This window comes from Pseudomonas sp. GW821-FHT02A11, assembly GCF_059421985.1.
On record NZ_JBWKWB010000009.1, the window covers coordinates 109,275 to 125,783 of the forward strand.

Here is a 16,509-nt window from a genome sequence, read left to right on the forward strand (position 1 = left end):
ATGACTACTGCGCATGAGACGGCTGATGCCGTGCAAACCCTGATCCCGACAGTGAACGTGGTAACGCCTGAGCGTACCGCGCGTCCGAAAGTAGAAGCCGGCGTGAAGCTTCGCGGCGCGGAAAAAGTTGCGCGCATCCCGGTGAAGATCATTCCAACGGTTGAACTGCCGAAGAAACCGGACTGGATTCGTGTCCGCATCCCGGTTTCCCCCGAGGTCGACCGCATCAAGGCCCTGCTGCGCAAACACAAGTTGCACAGCGTTTGCGAAGAAGCCTCGTGCCCGAACCTGGGCGAATGCTTCTCTGGCGGCACCGCGACGTTCATGATCATGGGCGATATCTGCACCCGTCGTTGCCCGTTCTGCGACGTCGGTCATGGCCGTCCGAAAGCGCTGGATGTGGACGAGCCGAAGAACCTGGCCGTCGCCATCGCTGACCTGAAACTCAAGTATGTAGTGATCACCTCGGTGGACCGCGACGACCTGCGTGACGGTGGCGCCCAGCACTTTGCCGACTGCATTCGCGAAATCCGCGCCCTGTCGCCGAACGTGCAGCTGGAAACCCTGGTTCCCGATTACCGTGGCCGCATGGACATCGCGCTGGAAATCACTGCCGCGACCCCGCCAGACGTGTTCAACCACAATCTGGAAACCGTGCCACGCCTGTACAAGGCTGCACGTCCGGGTTCTGACTACCAGTGGTCGCTGACCCTGTTGCAACGCTTCAAGGAAATGGTCCCCCACGTACCGACGAAGTCCGGTCTGATGCTGGGTCTGGGCGAAACCGACGAAGAAGTGATCGAAGTGATGCAGCGCATGCGCGAGCACAACATCGACATGCTGACCCTGGGCCAGTACCTGCAGCCGTCCCGCAACCACTTGCCGGTTCAGCGCTTCGTGCACCCTGACACCTTCGCCTGGTTCGCCGAGGAAGGTTACAAGATGGGCTTCAAGAACGTCGCATCGGGCCCGCTGGTGCGTTCGTCATACCACGCCGATGAGCAGGCCAAGCTGACCAAGTCGTTGCTGACTGCGGGCTGATTACCCGCGACATTGCTCGCAACACAAAAAAAGGGCCGGATAGCGATATCCGGCCCTTTTCTATTGTTTGCGATCTGCTTTTGATGCTGCCGAAGGCGCAGGAGCTGGCTTGCCTGCGATCTGCCGGGCACCGGCAGCAAAATCATTCATCTCCGTTGTGTCTGGTACACCGTGTCTGGCGGGTTTGCTGCCGCTATGCGCCAGATCGCAGGCAAGCCAGCTTCTACGCCCTCCGGGCAGAAGCTGTGGCGTAGGGTCTATGGCCGGCGCAGGTTATTCAGCAGTTCTTGCGTCGGATACCCATCGGCGGGCCAGCCAAACGACTGCTGGGCGCTGCGGATGGCCTTGCGAGTATTGGCGCCGATGATGCCGTCCGGGGCCCCTGCGTCGTACTGACGGGCCGAGAGCAGGGTTTGCAGCTCGATACGTTCTGTGCGGCTCAGGGGGCGGTCGCCGCGTGGCCATTGGCCAATGACGTACCCGCCGCCGTTGAAACGCTCGGACAGCAGCCCGACGCCCAGCGCATAGGACGACGAGTTGTTGTATTTCAGAATCGCGCGGAAGTTGTCCATCACCAGAAACGCCGGGCCTTTGTAACCCGCTGGCAGCAAGAGCGCGGCCTGCTGTTGCAGCAGGTTGGCAGGCAGGGCGGCGCCGTTGGGCAGCTTCAGGCCCAGTTGCTGCCATTCGGCAATCGTCTTGCGGGTCGAAGCGTCGGCCAAAGCGTAATCGAAGCCCTGATTGAGCAGCACTTCAAAGCCCCATGGCTGGCCCTTCTGCCAGCCAGAGCTCTGCAGATAGTGCGCGGTCGAGGCCAGGGCGTCGGCCGGAGAATTCCAGATGTCCCGTCGGCCGTCGCCGTCGAAGTCCACGGCATGGGTGTTGTAGGTCGTAGGAATGAACTGCGTCTGCCCCATCGCGCCTGCCCACGAACCGAGCATGCTCTGGGCGTCGATGTCGCCGTGCTGGATGATCTGCAAGGCGGCGATCAACTGGTCCTGCGCAAATTGCGGGCGGCGGCCTTCATAGGCCAGGGTCGCCAGGGAGCGAATCACCAGCTGCGTGCCCTGGAACTGCCCGAAGCTGCTTTCCATGCCCCACACCGCGATCAGTGCCTGACGGTCGACGCCGTAGCGTTGTTCGATGGCGTCGAGCACGTCCGAATACTGCGCCAGCAGCGCCTGGCCCTTGCGCACGCGAACTGGCGATATTGCGCCGTCGAGGTATTCCCAGACTGGCCGCGTGAATTCAGGCTGACTGCGGTCGGCCTTGACCACGCTCATGTCGGGCGTCACGCCTGCGAAAGCACGGTCGAACACATCTGGACGAATGCCGGCGGCCAGTGCCTGGGCGCGGAACATCGACTGCCACTCGGCAAAGCTCATCGCAGGCTGAATCTCGAAATTGCTGTCATCCGGTTGCGCGACCGCCGAGGAAGCAGCAGACGCGGCTTTGACGACATTCAGAGGGGCGGCTTGAAGCGGGGTGGCGACGGCAGCGGTAGGTTGCTCCGCGCAGGCGACCAGCACGAGAAGGCTGGAAGCGGCGATCAGCTGGCGGACATGCCAACGACGGGGAAAGCTAAAGGGCATTCTGGGGTCCACAGGGATAAACCGTAAGGTGCAGACCTTAACATGCCACGGGGCGGGGAGGCTGTAGGAGAGGTTACCGAAGATGACTCCGCCGCGATCAAACGCGCGAATTCTATTGCGAAAAGGTCTCGGGCACTGTCAATTCCGACGGTTGTACCGTTCATCCGGATGCGCACATGATCAGCTCATGGACACGGCTGAGCGCGTGAGGGCTACAGCGGGCCGCTATCGATCGCAACCTCGGGTCGTCCTGCTTGGCTGCAACGCTCAATGCAAGGAGGTTTGACATGAAAAGGTTTCCGGTCATCTGGCGGGTAGTGTTGGGGCTGGTGTGGACGTCGTCAGTGACGCTTTCAGGCGTCGCGGGCTCGGTCGCTGCGCCGTCGAATCCGGTCAGTCAACCCTCGTTTCAGTTTCGCCCGGGTGCCGATGTCGCTGAGGCAATTACCAAGCGATACCAAGATACTCGGGACAACTGCGGCAGCGAGTCCAGGCCTGCATTTCTGTGCTCTGGCATTTTGCTGCGGGCCACCGAGCCCTCTGTTCAATACGAATCCTGGGATCCCAGCCCCACTGCGGTTCGCGTCGGGGCCGTGTCATTTTCCTACCTGAGAGCCGATTTCAATCTGCTGCGGTTCGCCCATAAGCTAAGTAACGGGTTCATATTCAAGCCCGTTCTGGAAACGGAAGCGCTAAAGGAAAAGCAAAAGATGATGGTGCTGTGTTTCTTCCCCGTGGACGGCACTTCCGACGCGCGCAGTGAGTCAGGCTGCGGGCCCCATCCCAGCTACCCGCAGAGCAGTCGGCCCTGCGACCTCCAGGAGATTCTGACCGGTGAGCAATATGCCGAGCATTTCAGGAAGAAACCGACCAGTTATGCCTGGCGCTGCGGCTTTAATGTTCGAGATTCGGAAAACGCCAGAGCAGGTCGTAATTTTTATCAGGGGCTGCGTGGCGGGCAAATGGTAACGGGGGCCGGGAACACAGTCCCCTCTGATCTGAAGATCGCGGTCTGGGCGCAGGATATTCCGGACCGGCTGCCGATCGAGGCATTCTTTTACATCAACGATAAGGGCCGGGCTGGCGCGCAGCATGACCAGAAGCGCTTTTATCTATGGACAGGGGTGGATCTGCCCATCATCTCCATAAAGCTGGCGACAACCGCCAACGGCACTGCCACCTTTGCATACCTGCCTGCTGATCAAGCGATCTCGTTTAGTTCAGCGCCGTAGAATAACAAGCAGCCCTACCGCAAGAAGCCTCCCAGTTTCGCGACTGGAAGGCTGCGCGGCGTTAGCCAAAGTTTGCCATCGCTCTATTAACACCTGCACCTATCGCAAAAAAGCCTAGGGCACTGTCATTTCTGACAGTTGTGCCTTCGATTGAAACAGCCGCATTGTTTCCCCACGGTAAACGGGCATGTGTATCGTGGAGAAACAAAGATGAAAAGGACTTTCATTGCGGTGTTGTTACTTGTGCTATTTACAGCGTGTACCCGTACCGAAACGCCGGAAGTTACGCCAACGATTCAGGCGCGCCAAACGCTTGCAACAACGGTGGCTGACCGTCTTATCACTCGCTACAACAGCAATGTAATCAGTTGCACGGGCAATACGCCTGCCTATAACTGCTCAGGGGTCCTTATCCGGCGGGCGAATGACACGGCGGGTTCGGATTCCTGGGGCTATAGCGCCGATGAGGCGCGCGTGGGCGCTGTAACTGTCTCCTACATCCGCAACGGATTGAACTCTAGCAGTGAAGACATCAGCAGTGGCTACGTCCTGATGGATCCGGACAGTGCGCGGGCGGCCGGTAAAATTTTGCTCAAACCGCGCTGTATCTTTCCGTTCATGGCGGATGCGCAATCCAATAATCGGGCAATGCACGGTTGTGGTTTTGCCAATGGGAGTAATCCAAAACCTTTACCGGCCGACCTGAGTAATTGCGCAAAGCTTGCCGTTCCGGCGGTCACACCAGCGGAGTGGATCAAGAACTTCAACGAACACGGCTCCAATCGCATCAATCAGTGCTCGCTCAGTACAAATGTATCCGCGGAGTTTGCAGCCAGTCTGACGGTCAGATCGTCGTACCCGGCGCTCACGAAGTTATACAGTAATGAAATCCTTGTTGAACCTTGGGACACCCAAGCCCCCGCCAATCTTCCAATAGAAGCCATTTTCTATAACGCGCTGAAGGAAGGCAGCCTGGTCAATGCGCAGGCACTCAAACATGCCTATGAAATGAAGACCCGTATCGAACTGCCGATTGTGCGACTTGATTTTGCCACAGGAGCAAAACGCTTCGTGCTCAGAGATGCCGATCAGGAAGATGGCTGGACAACAGCAAAACGGCTCAATGATCGTTATGCCGATACGACGTCCGAATGTTCTGGAGCCAAGGCTGCTGTGTACTGCAGTGGTGTGTTGGCACGCGCTATTTCTTACAGTACCAACTACCACGCCTGGAACCCTAATCCCGGTAGCCCGCAGCCAGGCGGCGTATCCTTCAGCTTCCTGAGAGCGGATGTGAAAACGCTGGCGATGTACAACAGTAAGCCTGTTGGCATCATTTTCCGGGAGTTGGAGTATGCACCGCTTGTGGGGCTGACCCCCATACAGGCCTTGTGCATCTTCATCGACGATGGTGACACGAATCGGCGAGCCGAAAACGGATGTGGCGTCAACTCAGTAGCAGGGGCGGGCAGTGCCCGTTGCGCTGCTCAAGGTATAACGACGTTTGCTCAGTTCAAACAGCACTATCTATCAATAAGTGATCTGTCGAAGCGTAGACAGCACGAGTGTAGCTTCGCTATAGAGCCCATCCCGTTCATGCTATCGCTTGAAGCTCGGCAGCAACTGGTGCTCGGAACGGAATCACAATATCACCGTTACAACGAACTCATGATCGCTGCCTGGCCGATGGATATCCCATCCCAGTTGCCGCTGGACGCACTTTATTATGTAGCGGGGCAGGCAGAGGGTTTACGCCAGGCCAGAGAAATCCAGAAAGACTTCTGGCGTTCGACTCAGGGGCAAATCAAACCCGTGGTGAAATTGAATTTCGCAGCAGCATCCGGTGATTGGTTTATTTACCAACGCGAAGATCAGGCTTATTGAAAAATATCAGGGTTAATAAAAAACAATAGCGCGTTATACGCGTCGTTTCCTGCGAAGAAACAGCAGTCTCATCTTTTTGAATCGGGCATGGAGGCTTCAAACATGACAAAGCTGATGATGGTGATCTCAATCGCGCTGCTGGCTGGATGCGCATCGGTTGAGTCAACAGTGCCCCAAGCTCCCGAACCGGGAGGCTCGATCGCTTCAACATCCGCCGTTCAACTTGCTTCCGGGCCGGAAGTCGCGGCAAACCTTGAAAGACGCTATCGCGACACCCGTGATAATTGCGGGTCTGCTTCAATGCCGGCGTTCTTGTGCTCGGGGCTATTGATGCGCGGCGGAGTGCCCTCGAACACATTCGATGTCTGGAATCCCAGTCCAATCTCCGTGGCCAATGGAGGGGTGTCATTCACGTACTTGCGATCTGACTACAAAGTCAAAATGTTGGCTTACACCTACGACGCCGGCTTTATCTTTTATCCGATACTGGGCAAGCCTGAAGGAAAAGAAAAAATCGAAATACTGTGTTTTTTTCCCGTAGATGGCAGCTCAAATGCGAGGCCCGATGGCGGTTGTGGCGCACATAAAAATTATCCAGAGATCAGTAAGAGTTGCGAACTTCAGAATCCCGTCATAGATACCGCTGCCAAATGGGTCGCCAAATACAGGGCGGATCAGGCGGCGGGGCGGAACAAAAATCAAGCGCTGTGTTCATTCAACGTTCGCGATTCTGCTAACAATGTTGCGGCCGGGCGATTTCTGGAAGGCATGCGCGCGGGGCGGGCCATCTCGCCGGATGCATTCAACACGACTAACGACACCAAGTTAAAGACATGGGCACAGAACATCCCGGGACGGCTTCCGATCGAGGCTTTTTTCTACACAAAGCCCTCTGGCCTGGCGGGGGCTCAATTCTTTCAGCGCCGGTTCAGAGAGGCGACGGGTCTCACTGTACCGATCATCTACATCCCGTTGCCCCAGACGCTCGAGCAGTCAGCCACCTTCACCTACAGGGCCGCGGACCAGACGATGTGATTGGGCATGCACCGGTGTTCAGGTAAGGGTTTAGATAGGAAGAAAGCGCGCGCGGCAAATCAGGCCGCCATAACGGAAGAAGCCTCCCAGTTTTGCTGGAAGGCTTCGCGGCGGTAGCTGCCTTTGCCCTTGCTGGGTTGTTCCTGACGGCTGCGGAACAAGGGCTGGGCGATGATGGATTTGGCCTTGTTCGGCCGCTTTTTGGCTTTGCTCATGGCGTCTTTCTCTCGAAGGTTTGGGTAAAGCGGCGCGATGATCGGCCAGATCGGGCTGCAGGTCTAATTGATCTGTGCTATCAGCGGCTACCTGATCGCTATCAGAGCCTGCCTGGCCGTGGCGAACGGTTATTCGCCACTGTCATTTATGACAGTTGTGCCTTGAGAGGGGCTGAAACAGAGTGTTTCCGGATGACTGCGCATAAGGGAGTTTGGTATGAACAAAAGGATTTTGTTAGCGCTACTTCTCATTCTTGGCGGTTGCACTCGAAGCGAAGCGCCACGCGTGAGTATGCTGCAGCAGCCGACGGCGACTGTTGCGGACCGGTTGAACGCCCGGTATAGCAATACCGTCTCCAGTTGTCCGGGCGGCGTGCCGGCCTACGATTGCTCGGGTGTTTTACTTCGGCGGGTCACTTATAACCCGGCCTACGATTTCTGGGGGCACAGTGCCAGCGCTGTTCGGCTAGGGTCAACGACCTTTTCCTATATCCGCAATGGCGTGAACTCCAACAGTGCAGATGTCACCAGTGGCTACATTTTGATGGACCCCGCTAGTGCGCGGGCGGCTAGCAAGAAGGTGTTGACGCCTCGCTGCATATTTCCATTCATGGCCGACACTCAAGCGAACAGTCGTGCCATGCACGGTTGCGGCTTCGCGAACCGGCCCAGTCCTGATCCGCTTCCCGCTGATTTGAGTAATTGTGCAACCTTGGCTGCGCCGGCGGTGACGGTGGCGGCCTGGGTGAAAAACTTCAGTGAACATGGCGCGAACCGCATTAACCAGTGTTCGCTGAGCACCAAAATCGCCGAGCAATTCGCGACCAGCCTCGCCGTTCGTGCTTCTTTCCCAGATTTGACGAGAGCGTACGGCAACGAGTTGTTGTATGAGCTTTGGGATACCGGCGCACCTGAACAGCTGCCCATCGAAGCGATTTTTTACAATGCCTCGAAAGAGGGCAGCCTGATCAATGCGCAAGCGCTCAAGCATGCATATCAGGTTAAAACCAATGTTGAATTACCTATCGTACGGCTGGATTTTGGCACTGGGGCGAAGCGCTTCGTGCTCATCGACACGGATCAGGAGGATGGCTGGGCCGTAGCGAGACGGCTCAATGAGCGCCATGCGAATACCACCGTCAAATGTCCGGAAGAGAAGGCGGCGGTCTATTGCAGCGGCGTCTTGGTGAGAGCTGCCTCATACAGCACCAACTATCACGCGTGGAATCCTAATGTGGCATCAAGGCCCGCCGGTGCGACGTCGTTGTCTTACCTGCGGGGGGACATCGCGACGCTGGCATTGTTTGCCAATAAGCCTCAAGGGGTGGTCTTCAAGGATCTGAACTCCGTTCCTGCCGGGCTGGCGCCCATGCAAGCACTGTGTGTTTACATGGCGGACGCCGATACTTGGGAGCGCGCTGACAAAGGATGTGGCGTGAACAGTAACAGCCCCACCCCAGGTTCCGAAAGCTGTGCGTCACAAGGCATCACGACCCTGGCTCAGCTTCAGGCCCATTGGCTTGAGGCCCCTGTTTCACCCACTTGGCGAAGACTGCATCACCAATGCAGTCTGGCCATTAGCCCAGTTCCGTTCATGCTCGCTATCGAAGGGCGCAGGCAAAATATCACCGGGACTGAGTCGATTTATCATCGATACAACGAAATCATGATTGCAAACTGGACCATGGACGCACCTCAGTATGTCGATGGGATCTACTATGAGGCAGGCAATGCTGAAGGGCTTAGACAAGCGAAAGAGATTCAGAAGGACATCATGCGGTCAGCCCAAGGATTGACCAAGCCGGTGATCCGATTGGATCTGAGTGGCGCTGCCGACGCAGTGTTCAGCTATCAGCATTCGGACCAGTCGTACTGAATAGGGAGTCTCTTTGTATCGTTTTGCGATCCACCACTTGGCAGAGGGTGGGTCACCCCGAGGGCAGCGCCAGTCGCTGTCCGGCCATGTGCAGCGACAACAGGCTCAAGCTGTTCCACACCGAACCCTCGGCCTGACCCTTGATCTGCGCGTCGATGTGCTGGGCATCCATCAACAGCAGGGCCCAGCGCCGGGCTGAATGCCGTTGCAGGGCTTTGCTCATGAGCGGTTTGCGCTTGTCCCAGATGGGCGGGCGGGCTTGGCTGAAGGCCTTGTCCAGCGGCACGCCCTGACTGAATTGCAGGGCCAGGTTTGCCAGCACGCGCAACTCCCGGGACAACGCCCAGAGAATCACCGGTGGCTCGACACCTTCGCCACGCAGGCCTTCGAGCATGCGCAGGGCGTGCGACGCTTCGCCGTTGAGGATCGCGTCAGTCAGCCCGAACACGTCGAAACGCGCACTGTCGGCCACCGCCGCCTGAACGGTTTCGACGGTGATCTGACCCTGTTCAGCCATCAGCTTGAGCTTTTCGATCTCTTGCGCGGCAGCCAGCAGGTTGCCCTCGACGCGCGCGGCGATGAGTTCGACCGCATCAGGACTGGCAGCAAGGCCGGCTTGCGCCAAGCGCTGACGAATCCATTGCGGCAACTGGCCAGGATCGACCGGCCAGATCTGTACGAACTGCGTCTGCGCCCCTTCGACCAGCGCCTTGCCCCACTTGGTCTTTTGCGCGGCGCCGTCGAGCTTGGGCAGGCTGATCAGTAGCAACGTGTCTTCGGCAGGGCGGTTGCAGTACTCCAGCAGTGCCGCGGCGCCCTTGTCCCCCGGTTTACCGGAAGGCAGGCGCAGCTCCAGCAGGCGGCGTTCGGCGAACAGCGACATGCTGGCGCCTGCTTGCAACAGGGTGCCCCAGTCGAAGCTCGAATCGGCGCTGAATACCTGACGTTCGTCAAAGCCTTGCTGGCGAGCCGCTGCGCGAATGGCATCGCAGGCCTCCTGGCATTGCAGCGGGTCGTCGCCGCTGACGATATACACGGGCGACAGCGCGCCCTGGAGGTGTTTGGCGAGTTGGGCGGGGGCGAGTTTCATCGGTCAGAAAAAATCAGGGCCGGCAAACCGGCCCCGATGTCATCATTTGGACGGGATTTCGATGGGAGACTGTTGCGGTGTCTCGTCACGAACTCGCTGGGCGGCAGCTTCGGCGTCGGCCTGGGCACGTGCGGCGGCGTCAGCCTTGGCCTGCAGCTCGTCGAGGCGCTCAGGGGTCAGCTGTTGCAGGCGGGCGAGCATCCTCTGCACCAGATCGCTGCGCATTTCCCTGCGAATCTGCTCGGCTTCCTGGTCGGAACCGATCAGGTTGTTGCCGTCATGAACGAAGATTTTCTGCGCCTGGACGTTATCTTCAAGCAGCAGAACGTCCTTGGAGCCGTGGATTTCGTACTTGAGCACGGTGGTCAGCTCGTATTCGGCCGAACGGCCCGAGCCCACGTAGCTGGCGGTGCGTTGGGTTTCGTCTTCGCGGGCCAGGAACAGCTTGTACTGGGCGCCGGTGTAGACGTGAACGCCGCTGTTGCTCAGGGTCTGGCGCAGCTGGGTGACGACATCGCCGTACGCATCGCGCGCGCTGACATCCAGTTCCTTGATGGCCAGCGCGTTGGTGCCGGTGCCGCGCAGCTGGAAACCGCAGGCGCTCAGCAACACCGCGAGGCCTATAACCAGCAGATTGCGTTTGATCATCTTGTTGCTCCCCTTGAATCCGTTTGAGCCCGAATCGCGGGCTCTGGAAGTATGTTGGGCGCCTGAGCGACTCAGGCGCCTGATCCAATCAGCTGGCGACGATATTCACCAGTTTGCCGGGTACGACGATCACTTTGCGGATCGTCAGGCCGTCGATGAAGCGCAGCACATTTTCGTTGGTCCGTGCAGCGGCTTCCACGTCCTCGCGACTGGCGCTGGCAGGCATTTCGATCTGGCCGCGCAGCTTGCCATTAACCTGGATCACCAGTTGCAGGGTGTCTTGTACCAGCGCGGACTCGTCGACCGCAGGCCAGCCTGCGTCGATCACCGGCCCTGCATGACCCAGCGCGTTCCACAGCTCATGGCTGATGTGCGGAGTGATCGGGGCCAGCAGCAGGGCAATGGTCTCCAGACCTTCCTGCAGCAGCGCACGATCCTGTTCCGACGCCTGCGGTACTTTTTCCAGCACGTTCATCAGCGTCATCACCTGGGCGATGGCGGTGTTGAATTTGTGGTGCTGGCCAACGTCCTGACCGGCTTGCTTGATGGCCAGGTGAATGGCGCGGCGTACGGCTTTCTGGTCGTCGCTGAGGGTGGCTTTGTCCAGCGCTCCCGGCAGGCCGGCGCTGACATGGGCCTGACCCAGACGCCATACGCGCTTGAGGAAGCGGTGCGAGCCCTCGACGCCGGAGTCGGACCATTCCAGGCTCATGTCAGGCGGCGAAGCGAACATCATGAACAGGCGGCAGGTGTCGGCGCCGTACTGGTCGATCATCGATTGCGGGTCAACGCCGTTGTTTTTCGACTTGGCCATCTTCTCGATGCCGCCGATTTCCACCGGCAGGCCGTCGGCAATCAGTTTGGCGCCGATGATCTTGGCTTTGGCGTCGCGTTCGAACTCGACATCGGCCGGGTTGAACCAGGTCTTGCTGCCGTTGGCTTCCAGGCGATAGAAGGTCTCGGCGACCACCATGCCCTGGGTCAGCAGGTTCTTGAACGGCTCGTTGGAGCTGACCAAACCTTCGTCGCGCATCAGTTTGTGGAAGAAACGTGCGTACAGCAGGTGCAGGATCGCGTGTTCGATACCGCCGATGTACTGATCGACCGGCAGCCAGTGGTTGGCGGCTTTCGGATCGACCATGCCGCCTTCATAGTGAGGCGAGGCGTAGCGTGCGAAGTACCAGGACGATTCCACGAAGGTGTCCATGGTGTCGGTTTCGCGCTTGGCCGGTGCGCCGCATTTCGGGCAGCTGCATTCGTAGAATTCAGGCATGCGCGCCAGGGGCGAACCCGCGCCATCGGGTACGACGTCTTCCGGCAGCTTGACCGGCAGTTGATCTTCAGGAACCGGTACGTCGCCGCACGCGTCGCAGTGAATGATCGGGATCGGACAGCCCCAGTAGCGCTGGCGGCTGATGCCCCAATCGCGCAGGCGGAACTGGGTGCGCGACTGGCCGAGTTGTTTCTTGGCCAGGGCGGCTTCGATGGCGTCGAATGCACCGGCGAAATCCAGGCCGTCGAACTCCCCGGAATTGATCAGCACGCCGTGCTCGTTGTATGCGTCCTGCCATGGCGCAGGAGTGTGATCGCCCGCGCTGGTGCGAACCACCGGCTTGACCGGCAGGTTGTACTTGGTGGCGAATTCGAAATCGCGCTCGTCATGCGCAGGGACCGCCATCACAGCGCCGTCGCCGTAGTGCATCAGCACGTAGTTGGCGACCCATACCGGCAGCTTCTCGCCAGTCAGTGGGTGTTCGACGAACAGCGAAGTCGGCAGGCCTTTCTTTTCCTGCGTAGCGACATCGGCTTCGGCGACGCTGCCGCTTTTGCATTCGTGGATGAAGGCTTGCAGCTCAGGGTTGTTCTGCGCCGCCAGCGTCGCCAGCGGGTGCTCGGCCGCCACGGCCACGTAGGTCGCGCCCATCAGGGTGTCTGCGCGGGTGGTAAAGACTTTCAGCGCACCCGCTTCGCCGATCGAGGCCTGATCGTACGGAAACTGCACTTCCATGCCGCGGGACTTGCCGATCCAGTTGCGCTGCATGGTCTTGACCTGTTCAGGCCAGCCCGGCAGCTCGTCAAGGCTCTCCAGCAGCTCATCGGCATAGGCCGTGATCTTGAAGTAGTACATCGGGATTTCGCGTTTTTCGATCACTGCGCCCGAACGCCAGCCACGGCCGTCGATCACTTGCTCGTTAGCCAGAACGGTCTGGTCGACCGGGTCCCAGTTCACGGTACCGTTCTTGCGGTAGATCACGCCTTTTTCGAACAGGCGAGTGAACAGCCATTGTTCCCAGCGGTAGTAATCCGGCTTGCAGGTGGTGACTTCGCGGGACCAGTCGATCGCCAGGCCCAGGCTCTTGAGCTGGGTCTTCATGTAGGCGATGTTTTCGTAGGTCCACTTGGCCGGTGCGACGTTGTTCTTCATCGCAGCGTTTTCCGCCGGCATGCCGAATGCGTCCCAGCCCATTGGTTGCAGCACGTTCTTGCCCTGCATGCGCTGATAGCGGGCGATCACGTCACCGATGGTGTAGTTGCGCACGTGCCCCATGTGTAGCTTGCCGCTAGGGTAAGGGAACATCGACAGGCAGTAGTACGTGTCCTTGCCTGGCTGTTCACTGACTTCAAAAGACTTTTGCTCTTCCCAGAAGGTCTGGGCGGCGGCTTCGATTTCGCGGGGCTGATAGAGTTCGTGCATGGCTACTTTTGACTAGAGATTGGTGACCCTTGACCTCTTCGCTGCAGCCCGGGACTTGAGAGCGTTGCATGTGAGGCCTGGCCTTTGGCAACGCGACGGGTTGGAGCCCGGTTGAGCGGAAGTGGAATGACAGGAAGCGCCGTAGCATACATGAGCGCTCACTTCCTAGGGAAACCCTGATTGCATCGCCATGCCCGCCATTGGCCGTTGGTCGCGGCATCGCGCCGGTTTTTGCAGTGCCGCTAAGCTCATTGACGAGGGTATGTGTTTATCTTCAGTGAGGTGAACGGATGGCAGAGCTGCGGCACCAAGTAAAGAAACCTGATGTGTATGACCGTTTGATTGATCGTCTGGGGCTGGCCCTGGATATGGCGAAAACAGCAGTCCGGCTTCGCAACGAATACCCCGCTGAACTGGAGTTGCGTGGATTGAGCCACGCCGAATTCCAGTTGATCGAGGCGTATCTGGATCGTACCGACAGAAGCGAAGTCGTTGTAAAAGAGGAATCACCGAACTTAAAGAAGGGGAGTTTCAACACTTCACGGGAGCCTTCGGAGTCGATCCGTGCCCCGCACCCCTCAGCCAATGTCATCTGGCTGAAGGACCAGCGTCGCGCCAAGGTATCGGCAAAGTTGAGTCGCTACAGTTCCAGCAAACATTTCAAGCGGTAACGTCTACGGGTACCAGTCCCGTCTGAGTAAGCATTGTTGCTTAGTGTCATTCCATTTAGGCTTCGGGCATCTTCTGGAGATGTCCGATGCCTTTTCGTTACTTCATCAAGAACATTCTTTTGCCGCCCGGCCTCTTTCTGCTGCTCCTCTTGTTTGCCTGGTGGCTGCGCAATGCGCGGCCGCGACTGGCTCGTGCCCTGTTCGTGATCGGGCTGCTCGGCATCTGGGCGATGAGCCTGCCGACTGTGGTGCAGTGGTCAGCCAAAGGCATTGAAAGCATCCCGCCGTTGCCGCAAAGCGAATGGGCGACGCTGGCTCAGCGCGCCGACGCCATTGTGGTGCTGGGCTCGGGTCGTGAGCGCAATGATCCGAGCTGGGGCAGCGACATTCCCACTGGCATTGCGCTTGAGCGGATGAGGTATGCGGCGCGCCTGTCCAAGGCTTCCGGGCTGCCGATTCTGACCACGGGCGGTCTGCATTATGGCGAGCCACCGAGCGAAGCCGCGATCATGGCGGACTCACTGCGTGATGACTTCGGCGTCACAGTTCGCTGGCAGGAAGGCGAAAGCCGCACGACATGGGAAAACGCGACGATGAGCGCCGCGATGTTGTTGCCTCAGGGCATCAAGCGGGTGGTCGTAGTGACTCAGGCCTGGCATATGCCAAGGTCGGTGTGGAGTTTCGAGAAGGCGGGTTTCAGCGTGGTGGCAGCGCCCGTGGGGTTCCTGAGTGTCGACAATGCCCGGCCGTTTGGTGGCTGGACGCCGGAGGCCAAGGCGGTCTGGCAAAGCGGGCAATTGCTGAACGAGGCGGCGGGGCTGGTGGGGTATCGATTGTTCTATCGGTGAGGCAGCACGCAGCGGAGTTTTCCCTAAGGGAGCGAATTGATTCGCGAGAGACCGGTACATCCAACCTATCGTTACTGGATGTACCACCGCATCGCGCATGAATTCGCTCCCACGGGAGGCATGTGCCTCAGCCAGTCAAGCGTCAAACCGTCTTGGCAATCCGGCTCGCCAGCAGCGCCCAGCCGATCAGCAGCACCGACAGGATGATCAACGGCCACGAACGCCAGTGCAGGTAAGGCGTGAGGTTTTGCATCGGCGTGACTTCCCCGTACATCACCGCGCGTTCGAATTGCGGCACGGTGCTGGTGATGCTGCCGAACGGGTCGATCAGCGCGCTCTTGCCGTTGTTGGTCGCGCGGATCATCCAGCGACCGGCTTCCAATGCGCGCATCTGCGCCATCTGCAAGTGCTGCAGGGGGCCGATGGAGGTACCAAACCAGGTGTCGTTGCTCACCGTCAGCAGCAGGTCACTCTGAGCCGACAGCCCGGCAGCGAATTCCGGATAGACCACTTCGTAGCAGATGAATGGCGCGATTTGATAGCCCTTGGCTTGCAGCAGTGGTTGCTCAGCCGGGCCACGGGCGAAATCCGACATCGGTAGATCGAAGAAAGTGATCAGCCCACGCAGCAAATCCTGCAGCGGCACATACTCGCCAAACGGCACCAGTTTCTGCTTCAGGTACGTGCCGTCGCCCTCGCCGGTGACGGTGATCGCGTTGTAGTAACGAAACTCGCCACGGCCGCCTTTCTGGCGCAGGGGCACGCCGGTGATCAGCGCCGAATCACGCTCGGCAGCGAATTTGCCCATCACCGAGAGATAGCCCTCGACCGATTCCTTGAGCACCGGCACGGCGGTTTCCGGCCAGATGATCAGGTCGGCTTTTTGCGAGGTGAAGGTCATGTCACGGTACAGCGCCAACTGCGCATTGAGCGCGGCTGGGTCCCATTTCATGCTCTGTTCGACGTTGCCCTGCATCGCGGCCACTTTCAATGGCGCGCCGGAAGGTTCGGTCCAGGCGTAGTTCTTCAGCGCCAGCCCCACGACCCAAGGCGCGAGCAGCAGCGCGATGCCAGCGACCAGAAAGCTTTTGCGGGCGCGCAGTCGAGGCAGGTTGCACAGCAGCGCCGCGGTCAGGGCCAGGCTAAAGGAGATCAGCCACATGCCGCCCAGCGGCGCCAACCCCTTGAGCGGGCCATCGAGCTGACTGTAACCAGAATAGAGCCAAGGAAAACCGGTGAGAAACCAGCCACGGAACATTTCCTGACCGAACCATAGCGCGGCGAAGGCCAGCGCATCGGCCAATGGGGCTTCATTACGGCGGATCCAGCGAGCCCACAGCCAGGCCGGCAGGGCGAAGAAGAATGCAACCGAAGCGCAGAACAACACCATCAGGAAGCCGGCCAGCCAGACCGGCGCCTCGCCGTAGGTGTGAATGCTGACGTAGATCCAGCTGGTACCGCCGCCGAACAGGCCGAACCCGTAGCACCAGCCGCGCCACAGGGCCTGGCGGGGCTTGAGGTCGCGCAGCCCGAGGTAGAAGACCGCCAGCGCGACAATCGCCAGCGGCCAGATATCGAACGGCGCCAGCGCCAGGGTGACGAGTGCGCCAGCCGCCACGGCCAGCAGGTTACCGGGCCAGCCGGGGCGGGTGATCCAGCGCATTTACATTCCTTAAATAGCG

Annotated in this window: 12 protein-coding genes and 1 pseudogene; 7 read left to right on the forward strand and 6 right to left on the reverse strand. The window is 59.2% G+C overall.

Translation table 11 applies throughout. The features are described from left to right. Nucleotides 1-1,041 carry a lipoyl synthase gene (lipA, locus tag AC07V9_RS15400; RefSeq protein WP_495016530.1) on the forward strand — a complete coding sequence of 347 codons (1,041 nt, stop codon included), beginning with the start codon at nt 1-3 and terminating at the stop codon, nt 1,039-1,041. A 257-nt stretch (nt 1,042-1,298) separates the two neighbouring features. On the opposite strand, the pseudogene AC07V9_RS15405 reads toward lipA, so the two are convergent. Continuing rightward, nucleotides 1,299-2,444 (reverse strand): annotated as a pseudogene (locus AC07V9_RS15405) (lytic murein transglycosylase); the annotation flags it as partial. A gap of 476 nt (nt 2,445-2,920) precedes the next feature. Between AC07V9_RS15405 and AC07V9_RS15410 the strand changes: the two are divergent. The 3 genes from AC07V9_RS15410 (at nt 2,921) to AC07V9_RS15420 (ending at nt 6,784) form a co-directional block, all read left to right on the forward strand. Then, nucleotides 2,921-3,865: a halovibrin HvnA gene (locus tag AC07V9_RS15410; RefSeq protein WP_495016531.1), complete on the forward strand. Its 945-nt coding sequence runs from the start codon at nt 2,921-2,923 to the stop codon at nt 3,863-3,865. A gap of 210 nt (nt 3,866-4,075) precedes the next feature. Then, nucleotides 4,076-5,749: a hypothetical protein gene (locus tag AC07V9_RS15415; protein WP_495016532.1), complete on the forward strand. Its 1,674-nt coding sequence runs from the start codon at nt 4,076-4,078 to the stop codon at nt 5,747-5,749. Nucleotides 5,750-5,851: 102 nt separating this feature from the next. After that, nucleotides 5,852-6,784, forward strand: a complete 933-nt coding sequence (locus tag AC07V9_RS15420) for a halovibrin HvnA (RefSeq protein ID WP_495016533.1) — start codon at nt 5,852-5,854, stop codon at nt 6,782-6,784. 59 nt (nt 6,785-6,843) lie between these two features. On the opposite strand, the gene arfA is transcribed toward AC07V9_RS15420, so the two are convergent. After that, complete coding sequence (arfA, locus tag AC07V9_RS15425) at nt 6,844-6,999, reverse strand: alternative ribosome rescue factor ArfA (protein WP_495016534.1); 156 nt, start codon at nt 6,997-6,999, stop codon at nt 6,844-6,846. Nucleotides 7,000-7,216: 217 nt separating this feature from the next. Here arfA and AC07V9_RS15430 point away from each other — a divergent pair, with 217 nt between their 5' ends. Next, a complete protein-coding gene (locus AC07V9_RS15430) occupies nt 7,217-8,875 on the forward strand; it encodes a hypothetical protein (protein WP_495016535.1) in 1,659 nt (552 codons plus the stop codon). Between the two features lie 52 nt (nt 8,876-8,927). Here AC07V9_RS15430 and holA read toward each other — a convergent pair whose 3' ends face one another. The 3 genes from holA to leuS form a co-directional block, all read right to left on the reverse strand. Further along, nucleotides 8,928-9,965 (reverse strand): DNA polymerase III subunit delta, encoded by a 1,038-nt coding sequence (holA, locus tag AC07V9_RS15435; RefSeq protein ID WP_495016536.1) that lies wholly within the window; start codon nt 9,963-9,965, stop codon nt 8,928-8,930. A gap of 42 nt (nt 9,966-10,007) precedes the next feature. Next, entirely contained in the window at nt 10,008-10,613 is a 606-nt protein-coding gene (locus AC07V9_RS15440) for an LPS-assembly lipoprotein LptE (protein WP_495016537.1), read from the reverse strand. An 88-nt stretch (nt 10,614-10,701) separates the two neighbouring features. Further along, on the reverse strand, nt 10,702-13,308 hold the full coding sequence (gene leuS, locus AC07V9_RS15445; protein ID WP_495016538.1) for a leucine--tRNA ligase: 2,607 nt from the start codon (nt 13,306-13,308) through the stop codon (nt 10,702-10,704). Between the two features lie 290 nt (nt 13,309-13,598). On the opposite strand from leuS, the gene AC07V9_RS15450 reads away from it, so the two are divergent. Both AC07V9_RS15450 and AC07V9_RS15455 read left to right on the forward strand, forming a co-directional pair. Then, entirely contained in the window at nt 13,599-13,979 is a 381-nt protein-coding gene (locus AC07V9_RS15450) for a hypothetical protein (protein WP_495016539.1), read from the forward strand. A gap of 86 nt (nt 13,980-14,065) precedes the next feature. Next, nucleotides 14,066-14,827: a YdcF family protein gene (locus AC07V9_RS15455; protein ID WP_495016540.1), complete on the forward strand. Its 762-nt coding sequence runs from the start codon at nt 14,066-14,068 to the stop codon at nt 14,825-14,827. Between the two features lie 142 nt (nt 14,828-14,969). Here AC07V9_RS15455 and lnt read toward each other — a convergent pair whose 3' ends face one another. Further along, nucleotides 14,970-16,490 carry an apolipoprotein N-acyltransferase gene (gene lnt, locus AC07V9_RS15460; RefSeq protein ID WP_495016541.1) on the reverse strand — a complete coding sequence of 507 codons (1,521 nt, stop codon included), beginning with the start codon at nt 16,488-16,490 and terminating at the stop codon, nt 14,970-14,972. Nucleotides 16,491-16,509 lie beyond the last annotated feature (19 nt).

Excerpts from the sequence above, each read along its gene's own strand:
- lipA (WP_495016530.1), top strand. The coding sequence starts at position 1 with ATGACTACTGCGCATGAGACGGCTGATGCCGTGCAAACCCTGATCCCG.
- AC07V9_RS15410 (WP_495016531.1), top strand. The coding sequence starts at position 2,921 with ATGAAAAGGTTTCCGGTCATCTGGCGGGTAGTGTTGGGGCTGGTGTGG.
- AC07V9_RS15415 (WP_495016532.1), top strand. The coding sequence starts at position 4,076 with ATGAAAAGGACTTTCATTGCGGTGTTGTTACTTGTGCTATTTACAGCG.
- AC07V9_RS15420 (WP_495016533.1), top strand. The coding sequence starts at position 5,852 with ATGACAAAGCTGATGATGGTGATCTCAATCGCGCTGCTGGCTGGATGC.
- arfA (WP_495016534.1), bottom strand. The coding sequence starts at position 6,999 with ATGAGCAAAGCCAAAAAGCGGCCGAACAAGGCCAAATCCATCATCGCC.
- AC07V9_RS15430 (WP_495016535.1), top strand. The coding sequence starts at position 7,217 with ATGAACAAAAGGATTTTGTTAGCGCTACTTCTCATTCTTGGCGGTTGC.
- holA (WP_495016536.1), bottom strand. The coding sequence starts at position 9,965 with ATGAAACTCGCCCCCGCCCAACTCGCCAAACACCTCCAGGGCGCGCTG.
- AC07V9_RS15440 (WP_495016537.1), bottom strand. The coding sequence starts at position 10,613 with ATGATCAAACGCAATCTGCTGGTTATAGGCCTCGCGGTGTTGCTGAGC.
- leuS (WP_495016538.1), bottom strand. The coding sequence starts at position 13,308 with ATGCACGAACTCTATCAGCCCCGCGAAATCGAAGCCGCCGCCCAGACC.
- AC07V9_RS15450 (WP_495016539.1), top strand. The coding sequence starts at position 13,599 with ATGGCAGAGCTGCGGCACCAAGTAAAGAAACCTGATGTGTATGACCGT.
- AC07V9_RS15455 (WP_495016540.1), top strand. The coding sequence starts at position 14,066 with ATGCCTTTTCGTTACTTCATCAAGAACATTCTTTTGCCGCCCGGCCTC.
- lnt (WP_495016541.1), bottom strand. The coding sequence starts at position 16,490 with ATGCGCTGGATCACCCGCCCCGGCTGGCCCGGTAACCTGCTGGCCGTG.